Annotated in this window: 11 protein-coding genes and 4 pseudogenes; 6 read left to right on the top strand and 9 right to left on the bottom strand. The window is 66.5% G+C overall.

The window, feature by feature from the left end:
- The first annotated feature begins 164 nt into the window (after positions 1-164).
- The 5 genes from ABT245_RS13040 to ABT245_RS13020 all read left to right on the top strand — a co-directional run bounded on the left by ABT245_RS13040 (position 165) and on the right by ABT245_RS13020 (position 5,357).
- Positions 165-1,106, top strand: a complete 942-nt coding sequence (locus ABT245_RS13040) for a carbohydrate ABC transporter permease (protein WP_351732558.1) — start codon at positions 165-167, stop codon at positions 1,104-1,106.
- Complete coding sequence (locus ABT245_RS13035) at positions 1,103-1,945, top strand: carbohydrate ABC transporter permease (RefSeq protein WP_351732555.1); 843 nt, start codon at positions 1,103-1,105, stop codon at positions 1,943-1,945. Before ABT245_RS13040 ends, ABT245_RS13035 begins: the two co-directional genes overlap by 4 nt.
- Positions 1,946-2,018: 73 nt before the next feature.
- Positions 2,019-3,299 (top strand): ABC transporter substrate-binding protein, encoded by a 1,281-nt coding sequence (locus ABT245_RS13030; RefSeq protein WP_351732552.1) that lies wholly within the window; start codon positions 2,019-2,021, stop codon positions 3,297-3,299.
- On the top strand, positions 3,296-4,366 hold the full coding sequence (locus tag ABT245_RS13025) for an ABC transporter ATP-binding protein (protein WP_351732549.1): 1,071 nt from the start codon (positions 3,296-3,298) through the stop codon (positions 4,364-4,366). Before ABT245_RS13030 ends, ABT245_RS13025 begins: the two co-directional genes overlap by 4 nt.
- Before the next feature lie 370 nt (positions 4,367-4,736).
- On the top strand, positions 4,737-5,357 hold the full coding sequence (locus tag ABT245_RS13020) for a gamma carbonic anhydrase family protein (protein ID WP_351732546.1): 621 nt from the start codon (positions 4,737-4,739) through the stop codon (positions 5,355-5,357).
- A gap of 319 nt (positions 5,358-5,676) precedes the next feature.
- On the opposite strand, the gene ABT245_RS13015 is transcribed toward ABT245_RS13020, so the two are convergent.
- From ABT245_RS13015 to ABT245_RS13005, 3 genes are all read right to left on the bottom strand, one after another.
- The gene (locus tag ABT245_RS13015) at positions 5,677-6,036 is read right to left on the bottom strand and encodes a hypothetical protein (protein WP_351732543.1); all 360 of its coding nucleotides are present in this window, start codon (positions 6,034-6,036) and stop codon (positions 5,677-5,679) included.
- A gap of 8 nt (positions 6,037-6,044) precedes the next feature.
- Entirely contained in the window at positions 6,045-6,233 is a 189-nt protein-coding gene (locus tag ABT245_RS13010) for a hypothetical protein (RefSeq protein ID WP_351732541.1), read from the bottom strand.
- Between the two features lie 341 nt (positions 6,234-6,574).
- Positions 6,575-6,913 (bottom strand): helix-turn-helix domain-containing protein, encoded by a 339-nt coding sequence (locus ABT245_RS13005; RefSeq protein ID WP_150944300.1) that lies wholly within the window; start codon positions 6,911-6,913, stop codon positions 6,575-6,577.
- Between the two features lie 990 nt (positions 6,914-7,903).
- Here ABT245_RS13005 and ABT245_RS13000 point away from each other — a divergent pair.
- A pseudogene (locus ABT245_RS13000) lies at positions 7,904-8,250 on the top strand (hypothetical protein).
- Positions 8,251-8,351: 101 nt separating this feature from the next.
- Here the strand turns inward: ABT245_RS13000 and ABT245_RS12995 are convergent.
- The 6 genes and pseudogenes from ABT245_RS12995 to ABT245_RS12970 all read right to left on the bottom strand — a co-directional run.
- On the bottom strand, positions 8,352-8,660 hold the full coding sequence (locus tag ABT245_RS12995; protein WP_235456259.1) for an SCO5918 family protein: 309 nt from the start codon (positions 8,658-8,660) through the stop codon (positions 8,352-8,354).
- Positions 8,661-8,709: 49 nt separating this feature from the next.
- Positions 8,710-9,110, bottom strand: a pseudogene (locus ABT245_RS12990) (CBS domain-containing protein).
- Between the two features lie 44 nt (positions 9,111-9,154).
- On the bottom strand, positions 9,155-10,648 hold the full coding sequence (locus ABT245_RS12985) for a DEAD/DEAH box helicase (protein ID WP_351732537.1): 1,494 nt from the start codon (positions 10,646-10,648) through the stop codon (positions 9,155-9,157).
- Positions 10,649-10,989: 341 nt separating this feature from the next.
- The gene (locus ABT245_RS12980) at positions 10,990-11,193 is read right to left on the bottom strand and encodes a cold-shock protein (protein WP_042169227.1); all 204 of its coding nucleotides are present in this window, start codon (positions 11,191-11,193) and stop codon (positions 10,990-10,992) included.
- An 813-nt stretch (positions 11,194-12,006) separates the two neighbouring features.
- Positions 12,007-12,564: pseudogene (locus ABT245_RS12975) on the bottom strand (HsdM family class I SAM-dependent methyltransferase); the annotation flags it as partial.
- A gap of 25 nt (positions 12,565-12,589) precedes the next feature.
- A pseudogene (locus tag ABT245_RS12970) lies at positions 12,590-12,950 on the bottom strand (IS701 family transposase); the annotation flags it as partial.

The raw sequence follows: 12,950 nt of genomic DNA, 5'->3' as shown, positions 1-12,950 counted from the left end.
GCCCGCGCCGTGGCGTTCGCGCGGCGGTATCGCCGGCCGGGTGACCGGTCGGCGGCCGCACCCGAGCGAGGGCGGAGCCGGCCCGATGCCATCCAGACCTGTTTCCGGCTGGGCGACCCCGACCAACGGTGCGCTCGGATTCCGAAGGGAAAACCGCACAGAACATGTCAGTCACCCCCGCGACCACCGTGTCGCCTCCCAAGCCTCCGAAGGGCGCCCGCCGTGCCTTCAGGGTGCCCGCGGCGCTGGCGCCGCTGATCCTCATGAGTCCGGCGATGGTGTTGCTGCTGGTCTTCGTCGTCGTGCCGGTCGCCGTCGTGTCGGTGCTGTCGTTGTTCCGTTACGACCTGCTCGGTGGCACCAGCACCTTTGTCGGCGCGGGGAACTACCGGGCAGTCATGGACAACGGACAGTTGGCCCAGGCGCTGTGGCACACCGTCCTGTACACCTTGATCACGGTTCCGGTCACCGTGGTGGTGGGGCTGCTGGTCGCGCTCGGCATCAACGCGGTGACGCGCGGGTCGGGAGTGTGGCGCACCGTGTATTTCATGCCCGCGGCCGCGACGCTGGCCGGGATGTCGGTGGTGTGGTCATGGCTGTTCTATCCGGGCACCGGGGTCGTCGATGCGACGATCGGCGCGGTGACCGGCTGGCGGGACTGGCTGGACTCCACGACGCTCGCGCTGCCGGCGGTGGCGATCGTGGGCAGCTGGCAGGGCATCGGATCATCCATGATCATGCTGTTGGCCGGGCTGAACAACGTCAACCCCGACCTGCACGAGGCCGCCCGGCTGGACAGGGCGGGCCGGTGGCACCGGTTCTGGCATGTCACCTTTCCCGCGCTCGGGCCGGCGCTGGTCTTCGCGGTCATCGTGGCGACCCGTGACGCGCTGCGGGTCTTCGACCAGATCCAGGTGATGACGCAAGGCGGTCCCGTGCGCAGCAGCACCACGCTGTCCTTTTTGATGTGGCAGCGGGCGATCACCTTCAGCGACATCGGCGGTGGGTCCGTGATCAGCCTGGTGCTGCTCGGCCTGGTGCTGGTGACGACGTTCGCACAGCTGCGCGCCTTCGGGCGCCGCTGGGAGACGGCGGGCAGCCGATGAACACCGCATCTGCGCGACGCGCCCGTACCCTGGCCGGGCAGGCCGGCCTGCACCTGTGCCTGGCCCTCGGTGGCGTGGTGATGCTGCTGCCGTTCTACGTCATGCTCCGCTCCGCGTTCACCCCCGAGGAGTACATCCTCGACGGCAGCCTGGGACTGTCCCATCTCACGCTCGCGAACTTCACGACGGCCTGGAACACGGCGCCGTGGGGCCGCTACTACCTGTCCAGCCTGCTCAGTACCGCACTCATCTTCGCGGGCCAGGTCGTCACCAGCGTCCCGGCCGGCTACGCGCTGGCCCGCCTGCGATTCAAGGGACGCCACCTCGCGTTCTGGACCGTGCTCGCCTGCTTCATCATCCCTACGCAGGTCATCGCCATCCCCACGTACATCGGACTGTCACGCGCCGGCCTCGGCGACACCCTGGGCGGCCTGGTGGTCCCCTTCATCGCCAGCGCCTTCGGCATCTACCTGATGCGCCAGTTCATCCTGTCGATTCCGCAGAGCCTGTTCGACGCGGCGCGCCTGGACCGGGTCGGCCCGGTCGCCATGGTGTGGCGTGTGGTTTTGCCGAACGTCAAACCGGGGCTGCTGGCACTGGGCGTGTTCAGCGTCATCGCGCACTGGAACGACCTGTTCTGGCCCAGTGTCATCCTTCGCACCCCGGCACACGCCACCGTCCCCTACGCCATCTCCCAGTTCGTGTCCCAGGACACCGGCAACCAGTACGGGCCCCAGATGGCCGCGGCCACTCTCGCCACCGTCCCGCTGCTGGTCGGGTTCCTGATCTGCCAGCGGCACTTCGTGCGCGGCATCGCCCTCGCCCGCGGCCTGGAATAACCCCCTCCCGGAAATCCCGCCCGCACCGAACCTGCCCCTCCCGAAACCTCGCGACGCCGGAAAGAGATCCATCGTGACCGACACCCATCTGACCAGACGAACTATGCTCCGCGGCACTGGCGCCGTCACCGTCGGCGGGCTCCTCGCCGCATGCGGTTCCTCGGGCACCTCACCGTCCGGCAAGGGCCCCATCGAGCTGGTCGCCTACAACAACATTCCCACCGTCACCGCGACGCTCGGCGCGGCCTTCACCAAGCGCACGGGCACCACCGTCAAGATCATCAGCACCGGCGGCGTCAACTACGAGTCGGTCGACCAGCGCGTGCAGACCGACCTGGCCGCGGGACACGTCGACGACATCGCGTTGATCGGGGCCAGCGCGCTGGGGAACTACGTGCAAGCCGGGCGTGCGGTCGCGCTCGACGGGCTGATGCGTGAGTCCGGGTTCGACACCTCGCAGCTGTACCCCAAGATGCTCACCCTCGGCGTTCAGGACGGGAAGACCTACGCGCTGCCCTATGCGGCCGGCACCCTCGTGCTGTTCTACAACGCCGATGCCTTCACCAAAGCCGGTCTGGACCCCGACAAGCCGCCCACGACATTCTCGGAGATGCGTGCCTGCGCGCGGGAACTGGTGTCGTCGAAGGCGACCCGGTACGGCGCGACCTACGGCAACGACAACAGCGGAAACTGGGCCTTCCAGAACTTCTTGCTCTCCAACGGCGGGTCGATGCTCACCCCGGACCGGACCAAGCCGATGTTCAACGAGGCGCCCGGCGTCCAGGTGGTCGAATTCTGGGCGAAGCTGTTCGGCGACGGGCTGGGCCGAACCATGACCAAGAGCGAGTCGGACGCGGCGTTCGTCCGAGGCGATCTGGGCATGCTGCTCGACGCCGTCAGCGTGGCCGTGACCCTGCGGAAAAGCGCCACCTTCGAGGTGCGCTCAGCGCTCATGCCGATACCGGACGGGGGAGCGCGCCGTTGCCCGCTCGGCGGAGCCTCGCTGGTCGTGCTCACCAAAGATCCGGCGCGACAGAAGAAGGCTTTCCGTGCCGTCGCCGAGCTTGTCGGACCCGCCAGCGTGACCACACTGGTCAAGGCCAAGGGATATTCACCGGTCAACCAGGTGGCCGCAACCGAAACCCAGTACCTCGCCAAGAACCCCCTACTGTCCCCCGGTACCCAGCAGCTGAAGGACGCCGTACCGTGGGTCGCCTTCCCCGGCCCGCACTCCGCGGAGATCACCAAAAACCTGGACCAGGAGACCATCCTCGCCCTGCGCGGCGAGAAATCCCCGGCCGACGCGCTCGACGCGGCAGCCAAGGAAGCGACCTCCATGATGAGCAGCTCATGAGCACCGGCGCCCTTCCCCTCACCCGCCCCCGGGATGCCGACGAGACCACGGTCGGTCAGCCCGTACGCTGCCAGCAGTTTGTCAAGTCCTACGATCGCGCGGCCGGCAAGGCGCTTGATCAGGTCGACCTGTCCGTCGATCCCGGCACCGTCACCGTGCTGCTCGGCCCCAGCGGCTGCGGCAAGACCACCCTGCTGCGCTGCATCGCCGGCCTGGAGACACCGACGGCCGGGCGGCTGTCCATCGGAGATCAGGACGTCACCGGCATCGCGGCGGAGGATCGCGGCGTGGCGATGGTGTTCCAAAACTATGCGCTCTACCCCAACAAGACCGTTCAGGCCAATATCGAGTTCCCGCTCCGGATGGCCCGGGTGCCCAAGGCCGAGCGGCGCGAACGCGCCTCACGGATCGCCACCCTGCTCAAGATCGACGGACTGCTGGAGCGCCGCCCGGCCCAGCTGTCCGGCGGACAGCGGCAACGGGTCGGCATCGGCCGCGCTCTGGTCCGCCGCCCATCGGTGTTGCTGATGGACGAGCCGTTCTCCAACCTCGACGCCGAACTTCGGGTGGCCATGCGCGCGGAACTGCTGGCCCTGCAGCGGCAACTGGGGATGACCGTCGTGTTCGTGACCCACGACCAGGTGGAAGCGATGTCGCTCGCCGACCAGCTGGTCGTGATGCGGGCGGGCCGCATCGAGCAGGCAGGCACACCAGAGGAGATCTACGGCGACCCCGCCACCGAGTTCGTCGCCTCCTTCGTCGGTGATATGAACATCCTCCCCGTAAGCCTGCCGTTCACCGGAATCGAACAACCAGGAGCACACAGTTTCGGCATCCGCCCCGAAAACCTGCGCCTCGGGCCCGGCACCGAGCCCGACCTGCGGTGGACGGGGACCGTGCTGATGAGCGAACTGCACGGCCGGGACCGGATGGTCCACATCGACCTCGCCGGACACCGCACCCGCATGCGGCTCCCCGCGCAGGCGCCCCCCACCGGGGACATCCCGGTGCACGTCTCCCGCCAGGACATCCACTACTTCACCAGCGACGGGCGCCGCTGCCGCTGAATCCCGCCATCATCGACGGAAGACTGCAACATGCACCGGGAACCACCAACGCCGGGACGCGCATCGTCACCGACGGGCAGCAGTCCGGGCACGGTATGAGGTGAAGGAGATGGTGCCGGTGGCACCGCCCGGGTGGGGAGATCCGGCCGCCCAGCTGCGTCTGTCCGTATCCGGCACCACCCCGGATGACACCCGCGCCCGCGCCGGCGTGCGGCGCGGGATCGTCCAGTACGAAGGCCCGTCTTCCTCCAGTCCCGCGTGTCCTGATGTTCACGGCTACATATCGTCGCCCCTTTGGGCGGTTGCCCTGCCGACCGTCTGCGAGAGCAGACCAATGGGACAATCCAGATACATCGAAAGGTAGACCACAGTGAAGTTCGACCACCTCGGAAACGCTCCCACGATATCGGATTCCGCGTATGTCGCGCCGACGGCAACGATTACCGGCCCCGTGCAGATCGACGCGGGCGCGAGTGTTCTTCACGGTGCGATTCTGACGGCAGAATTCGGCGCTCGACTCACGATCGGCTCAAATACGGTAATTATGGAGTCGGCTGTTCTTCGGGCATCAGGGCCGTTCGATCTCACTGTCGGCGACTCTTGCCTGATCGGCCCGCAGACCTACCTGACTGGTTGCAGGATCGGACATGGGTGTTACCTTTCCCGTGGAGTCTCGGTCTTCAATGGCGCTGATGTCGGCGACGGATGCTGGGTGACAATCAACTGCGTTCTCGCACCTCACGCCCGTCTTGACAGCCGCCGCGAGGTACCCGCCTACCACCTTGTCCGGGGAGACAAGATTTTCTCACCCTCCGAGGCGGCAGATGATCGTGCGGCGTGGGACCACGACGTCTCTCACTCAGAATTCTTCGATCGCATATTCCGTTCGGGCAGTGGACTTGGCCGAACCCTGGACGATCGCATGGCCGAGGCCATGGAACGGTACTCCGCAGCGTTGGCGAGGCACTCATTGGATGCCTGCATCGACTGAATTAGCCTCGATTCGTCAGCGGGATTCGGTGGCTGACCCATTCGACAGTTCGCCCGTAATGTCCTCGGACCGTTCGAGGTGGGCCGTCGCGTGACGCCGCGGGTGCGCCGGGCTCCACGGACCCGGAGTGCTGCCGGTCTTCTCCTTCCTGGTCCTTGTCGGGGCGGTGTCCGGCCGTCACGCGACGGCCGGGAGGGCGGTGAGCCGCTGCCAGCAGGTGGTGAACGTGTCGGCCCAGGGCCGGGATACCGCACGATGCCGGCTCCGGGACAGGTCGTGGGAGCGGCGACCGCAGGTCGTCTGGGGGACCGCTGCCGGCTCACTCGGTCTTGACGGGGGTCAGGCTGAACCCGTCGTTGGGCTTGCCCGCAAGGAGGTCGGCCAGCCCGCCGCTGAGCGCGTACGTCGTCCCGTCCGGTCCCGCGGTCACGTCGTTGGTGACGGGATCCACGACGGTGTCGGTGACCTTGACCGTGGCCTTCTTCCAGCCGTCACGGGGCTCCACACGCTGGATCTGGGCGGGCTTGCCGGCCAGCAGACCGCTGCTGACCGGCGCGATCGAGCCGTCCTTCAGGATCCGCATGCCGGCCGTGGGGGACCCCAGCGGCGCGGAGAGCTTCATCTCCTGCGCCTTTTCGGGATGTTTGAGGGGCACCCGTACCAGGGAGCCGTCGGCCATGGCGATGATCAGCTGTTTCCCTCCACCCACTCCACCGCTGACATGCCCACACCGTTCAGGAAGTCGGGAATGTCAAGCGTGCCCTTGAGCAGGTCGTTCTGCAGAAGTACCGAGGCGCGGCCCTTGCGGTCGATGCGGAACACCGTCGGGGTCAGCTCGTGGACGGCGTACGCGGTGCCGTCGGGCGCCACCGTCACGTCGGAGATCAGGTGCTGCTTGCCGTCCAGGGTGACCGCGGTCAGATTGACGCACCAGTCCGCATGACCCTCGCCCGGAAAGATCCAGCATTCTGAAAGGACCCCTTATGCCTTCCAGTCGATGAACGCCTCCCACTCCATGTGGCAGACGGAGGTGATCGCCCTGGTTCCTGCGGCACAGCAAAACGCCCACACCAGAGGCGTGGGCAAGAGGGAATTCCGAACCACGACAGCTGACACAGACGTTACACGCCCACACATCGCGTCACCATAGGAAAGGATCACGTCGCACACCGAGACCGTGCGTGCGATGCCCGCCGGCGCTGACGGGCACGCTCATCTCATTCTGCTGCCGTCGGGTTCACTGATTCGGCGGCGCGGCGATATTCGGCGTTGATGCGCTGGGCTTCCTCGAGCTGGTCTTCGAGGATGACGATCCGGCAGGCAGCCTCGATGGGGGTGCCCCGATCGACGAGTTCCCGGGCGCGGGCGGCGATACGCAGTTGGTAGCGGGAGTAGCGGCGGTGGCCGCCTTCGGAGCGCAGGGGGGTGATCAGGCGGGCTTCGCCGAGGGCGCGGAGGAAGGCAGGGGTAGTGCCGAGCAACTCGGCGGCCCGGCCCATGGTGTACGCGGGGTAATCGTCGTCGTCGAGACGGCCGAACGTGTCGTCTGCTGTCATTGCACCTCTCTGTGGAACGCGTTGAGGGGCCCTGGCGCCTTACTGGCACCAGGGCCCCGAAGGAACTACTACACCATCTGCCGGCCCTGATACTGCACCGGCCCTCTGTTTCCGCAGACCCGACCGAGACGCTGTCGGGGGCGCGGGGATCGCGGTTGCTTGACCGGAGACCACCTCACTATCGATGTCCTGCGGTACCCGGGTCCAAGACTTCCGCCCGGGCGATCCTGATGGCGCTCGGCTCCTCCGTTCTTCCCTCTTGATCAACTACTCACTGACGGAAACTGCGAACTGCTGATACCGCATACTGCTGGTGGCCTCGAACAGCGCCACTCTTCGGCAGTCAGCCCCGTCGCCCGTCCTGCGTCTGCTCCGGCTTGGAACCCCACTGCCGAACCTCCCGGTGCGCGCGCCCGCAGCCGACGCCTTCACCGAGGTACCGCTCACTGACTTCACTGCTGGGTACTGCGATCCTTCATTTACGGGTACTGCCACTGCGGTACTGCTCATGGTGGCCCCTGATCACTGCGGGCCACCCGGTCCGGCCGTCAGTCCCGTCACCGTCCTGCAACCGCCTTGGCTTCGGAACTCCACCACCGCACCGTCCTGCGAACTGCAACTGCGGTACTGCTGCCCGGCAGTTCATCTCTGCCGGGCCTCTCTCGATCTCGGCTACAGGAGAAACCATAACCACACCGCCACCCAATGTCTACTCCGGCTGGCATAGATTTTCGCGCTCTCGAAGATAAGGCAATCCGCCTCGACCGGTCCATGGGTGGTTCAAGCAGCTCCGAGGCTCAGTCCGACGCTCACAGTCACCCCACCGCCGCGCAGCACGTCGGGCTGAGCGTGACGTCGCCGACTGCGCCGCGGCTACCGTCGGCGGGCACCGGCCAACACTGCGTCTCGCAAAGAACACCACCGCCCGGGACGGACCCTTCCAGCCGCGACGCCTCGCAGGTCGGCCGTTGACGGGCGCGGCACGAGGGGCTGCGCCGCCCTCGACGATCCCGGGATGATCGAGCAGTCCGACCAGAGCAGTCAGAGTCCCCGACCGTGGTCACCAGTGGCGCTGTCATCACCGGTCGACTGGTTCTCGCAGCCACGCGGAGGCAGAGGGTGTCTGATGTGCTGACGGATTCCGCCCGCTTGGGCGAGTTCGCCGCCGTCTTCGACTCCCCGCGAAGAAGGACGGGCCGCCCACGCGTCTGCACTTCCATGTCGCCCGGATCCTGGCGGGCACCCTGGGGAGCCCGGAGACGGGTGGGATGTACCGGGTTGCGATCGAGGACGTCAGCGCCTGGACCGGCGGCGACTTCAGCTATTCCGACCGCTGAGCGACGGCGACGAAAACCCGCTGCACGCAGTGTGGGCCCGACCGGCGTACCGGTCGGGCCCACACTGCTGGTCAGATGTCGGCTCGTGCCTGTTTACCCGGTCAGACCATCACGGGGGTGCCGAGCATCGCGGAGGCGTGCTGCAGCGAGCCGGGGATGCCCAGAGGCGCGGCCTTGGGGAGGGCTCGGCAGGTGAAGCCGAGCTGAGTCATGGCCCGGAGGACTTCGGCGGCACTGAAGTCACGGCGGTCCTGGCGGGTGATGACTTGGCCGACTTGCTTGACAGGGTAGTGGCGGCGGCCGATGATCACCGATTCTCCGGTGACCGGTTCGGGCTTGATGCCCTTCATCGATTCCAGCACTCCGCCCTTGGTGAGTTCGAAGGGGAAGCGGGCGATGACGCAGCGCATGTGGCCTCACAGAGAGAGGGAAGAACGGTCCGCCCCGGGGCGACGCGTTTCAGCGGATGGCGAGGATGCCCGGGGCGCTGCCTTGCTCGTCTACGACTCGCAGAGCACCGAGCCGACGGGAGCGCATCACGTGCTCGGCTTCGCCATCGTGGTCACGGGTGAGGTGGACGATCCGTGGTCGCCGAGGATGTCGCGCAGGCGGACCCGGTCCGTGTGAGCGCCGCTGTCGCGGACGGCGGTGAGGTCGGTTCGGGTCACCAGGCCGATGCCCTGGTCGTCCTGGTCGCAGACGACCAGCCGGCCCGTGCGTGCGGCGGCCATGACGGCCAGCGCCACCTCGACGCTCATGTCGTCACATACCTGCGGTCCGGCCGCGTCCATGACCTCCACCGCCGTCCTGTGCACGGGGTTGGCGTCCGCCGAGCGAGGCTGCATCTGAATCAGCGTCAAAGGGTGCCTCCTGGAGATGGGTCAACTTTCCGATCACGAAGGTTCTAGGCCACCGCGTCGAGGACGGTCTGGCGTACGGGGGCGCGCCGGGTCGCCGGGGAAGGGCGGCGTCGGCCTCGGGAGGAAGCGCTGCGCTTGGGGCGTTCGACCACCGGTGCGGTGATGACGACCGGGATGCCGGACGGGGCCTGGGCGCCGGTGATCCGGCTCAGGGCCTCGTCTCCCGAGCGGATCTGGGTGGTCTGCGGCCGGATTCCGGCGTCCGACATGAGGCGGACCATGCCGCGGCGCTGGTTCGGTGTGACGAGGGTGACGACGCTGCCGGACTCGCCGGCGCGGGCGGTACGGCCGCTGCGGTGGAGGTAGTCCTTGTGGTCGGTCGGCGGATCGACGTTGACGACCAGGTCGAGGTTGTCGACGTGGATGCCGCGCGCTGCGACATTGGTTGCCACCAGCACGGTGACGTGCCCCGTCTTGAACTGCGCCAGCGTGCGGGTGCGTTGCGGCTGCGACTTGCCGCCGTGCAACGCGGCGGCGCGTACTCCGCTGTTGAGCAGGTCCTGGGTCAGCCGGTCGACGGCGTGTTTGGTGTCCAGGAACATGATCACGCGGCCGTCGCGGGCGGCGATCTCGGTCGTGGCGGCGTGCTTGTCGGCGCCATGGACGTGCAGGACGTGGTGCTCCATCGTCGTGACCGTACCGGCCGACGGGTCGACCGAATGCACGACGGGGTCAGTCAGATAGCGGCGAACCAGCAGGTCGACGTTACGGTCCAAGGTGGCGGAGAACAGCATCCGCTGCCCCTCCGGACGCACCTGGTCGAGCAGCGCGGTGACCTGCGGCATGAAACCCATGTCGGCCATCTGGTCGGCCTCGTCCAGCACCGTGATGCCCACGTGGTTCAGCCTGCAGTCGCCACGGTCGATGAGGTCCTTGAGCCGCCCGGGCGTCGCGACAACGACCTCGGCCCCGCCGCGCAGCGCGCCGGCCTGCCGGCCGATCGACATCCCGCCCACCACCGTGGCCAGCCGCAGCCTGATGGAACGGGCGTACGGTGTGAGCGCGTCGGTCACCTGCTGCGCCAGCTCACGCGTCGGTACGAGGATCAGCCCCAGCGGCTGGCGGGGTTCAGCACGCTGTCCAGCGGTACGGGCGAGCAGGGCGAGGCCGAAGGCGAGGGTCTTGCCGGAACCGGTGCGCCCGCGGCCCAGTACGTCACGGCCCGCAAGGGAGTTCGGCAGCGTCGCTCCCTGGATCGGGAACGGTGCGGTCACACCCTGCTTGCCGAGTTCGGTCAGCAGGTGCTCGGGCATGTCGAGTTCGGCGAAGCCCTCAACAGGAGGCAGCGAGGGCGTGATCGTCCTGGGCAGCGCGAACTCACCTTGCACTGTGGCTGACCGGCGGCCGTAACCGCCGGAACGGGCAGGGCCGCCGGAACGGTGCGGCGCCTGCGAGCCCGTGCGACTGCCGCCCTTTCCGGCGGCGGCTCTGCCGTGACGGGAGCGATTGAAGCGATCGTTCGTGCGTGTGCGGTTCATGCGGAACCTTCCTCGATGTGGCGCATATCAAGGAATTCCCGCAGCAACGAGCGGCATGGAGAATTACAAGTATGGACCGGTGGCGAAAAAACAGATTTGGGCCGACGAAACACCCGGGGCACAGGTGCTGAAATGGGTGACGCGATAGGGACGTAAGATCCGGGCGTCGGCTGCAGCGCAGCTCTTCAGGACGCTCCTGCATCACTGAAGGAGGAGCCGCGCGTGGTGAGACTACGGATTCCTCCGAGTCGCCCCGCAGTTGAAATTGCTGTGGGGGATGTGTGCAGCTGGGGCCCGCACCCCGAAGGATGCGGGCCCCAGCTACAAAATGTGCGTCAGCGTCAGGCCGGAACGATGTTCTCGGCCGTCGGGCCCTTCTGGCCCTGCGCGATGTCGAAGTTTACCTTCTGGCCTTCGAGGAGCTCACGGAAGCCCTGCGCGGCAATGTTCGAGTAGTGGGCGAACACGTCGGCGCCGCCACCGTCCTGCTCGATGAAGCCGAAGCCCTTTTCCGCGTTGAACCACTTCACGGTACCAGTAGCCATGTCATATCTCCTTCGGGGCAGTACATCGGGATCCGCACTGCGCGGACGCCGTGTCGCCGCAATGATTACCCCGCCCGGAAATGACCGGAAATACAGAAGCGCCCCCAACCGACAGAACCGGGTGGGCACTCGAAGTTTCGGGAACCACGACTGCAACCGGGATCGACAGTAGCACACTGGAACGGCCTGCGCGCATTACGTAATTCCGCTCCACTCAGTGCGGCAAAAACTCTCACTACGCGGTCCGCCAAAGCCTCACTTCGCAAGCACAGATATTGATCCACTCGGAGTGATACGTTTCAGGAAGAGCGGTCTCACGAAGTGCAACCCTGACCGCCAGGGGCGACGACGTACGCGGCTGGCCGTGAGACGCCTTCGAAAGGTGTCCAGCAGCACCCTCGCCTCGCTCCTGATGCAGGGAAGGGCCGCCGGCGCAGGCGATCCTCCGCCAGGGCAGAGACGACGGCACACACGGAGCGCGCCATGCAGCCGAAGTCGGTGCCCTGCGAACCGGCACACCGCGTCATTCCGACGGAATGCGAAACTCGAATTCGGGACGGTAGAACAGGTCGCCCGCCAGTAGCAGCTGGACGCCCAAACGCTGCGGAGGAGCCGGCACCAGGCGAGACACCACGCCGCGCCCCTGGTCTACGCAGGGCCTCGCCGAAACGAGCCGACGGGGTCCTCACGTGTCACGAGCGATCACATGCGGGTCACCAACCCTGCGGACGCACTCATGCCACAGACGCCCGAGAAGCGCTGGATGACACCCGCCGTGAGGTGCAGGTCCACGTCGTGATCCGAGTGGAAGTGCACTATCTCGTCCTTACGGTCAGATGTCTTGCGATTTGTGAGAATCCAGAGGTATGTAAAAATTCCAGTGTTATAGAACGACTGCTCCGGAAAGGTGACGATCCCTTCCAGCCAGTCGTTCTCCAGGATCCATCGCCGGATTTCCGATTCGCCCGATCCGGCCGCACCATTTGACAGGGGTGATCCGTTGAAGATGATCGCGACACGGGAACCTCCCTGGTCTAACGCCTTCATCTTGGAGATCATGTGCTGAAGAAATAGAAGCGAGCCGTCATTGATGCGCGGTAGGTCGGCCCCGAAGCGGCCGGACGCTCCGAGGTCCTGGTACTCGCGCTCAACCTCTTCTTTTGCCTTTTTCCATTCCACGCCGTACGGGGGATTGGCAAGGAGGTAGTCGAACTTTCGCTGCGCATGCCCATCACCGGTAAGAGAATTACCGAACGCAATACTGTCTGGCCTCTTTCCTTTGATCAAGAAATCCAACTGGAAGATAGCCCACGACTCTGGGTTTAGCTCCTGCCCGTACGCGTCGACGGTCGCATCCGGATTCAACGCCTTATACTCCAGCTGTAGATCGTGATCTTCATGTCTGGGATGCGGCTTGTCGCTGGTAATGACTGGTTCGTGATCGCGCCTGGTGACGGCGTCGCCAGGTGGACCAGCTGAGCCGGTGGGCCGGGTCGTGAACGGGCCGGACAACGACGGTGATGAACAGGCGCTGGATCTCGTTGCAGGTCAGCGGGATCACGTCGTCCGGCGCGGGGTGGTGAGCATGTTCGTCGGCGCGGACAACGGCGAGGAAGGCATGGGCCAGCATCGCGAGGGTGACCCAGCGGGCCCAGGACGGGCAGCGGCGGACCTGGTGCTCGTCCAGCCCGGCCAGTCCCTTCTCACTTTGGAAGGTTTCCTCCACCCGCCATCTGGAACCTGCGACCTTGACCAGG

It is taken from the genome of Streptomyces sp. NPDC001508, from assembly GCF_040298665.1.
Lineage (GTDB): Bacteria > Actinomycetota > Actinomycetes > Streptomycetales > Streptomycetaceae > Streptomyces.
Note: the sequence above shows the minus strand (reverse complement) of the source record. Positions and strands in the feature narration are given on the sequence as shown.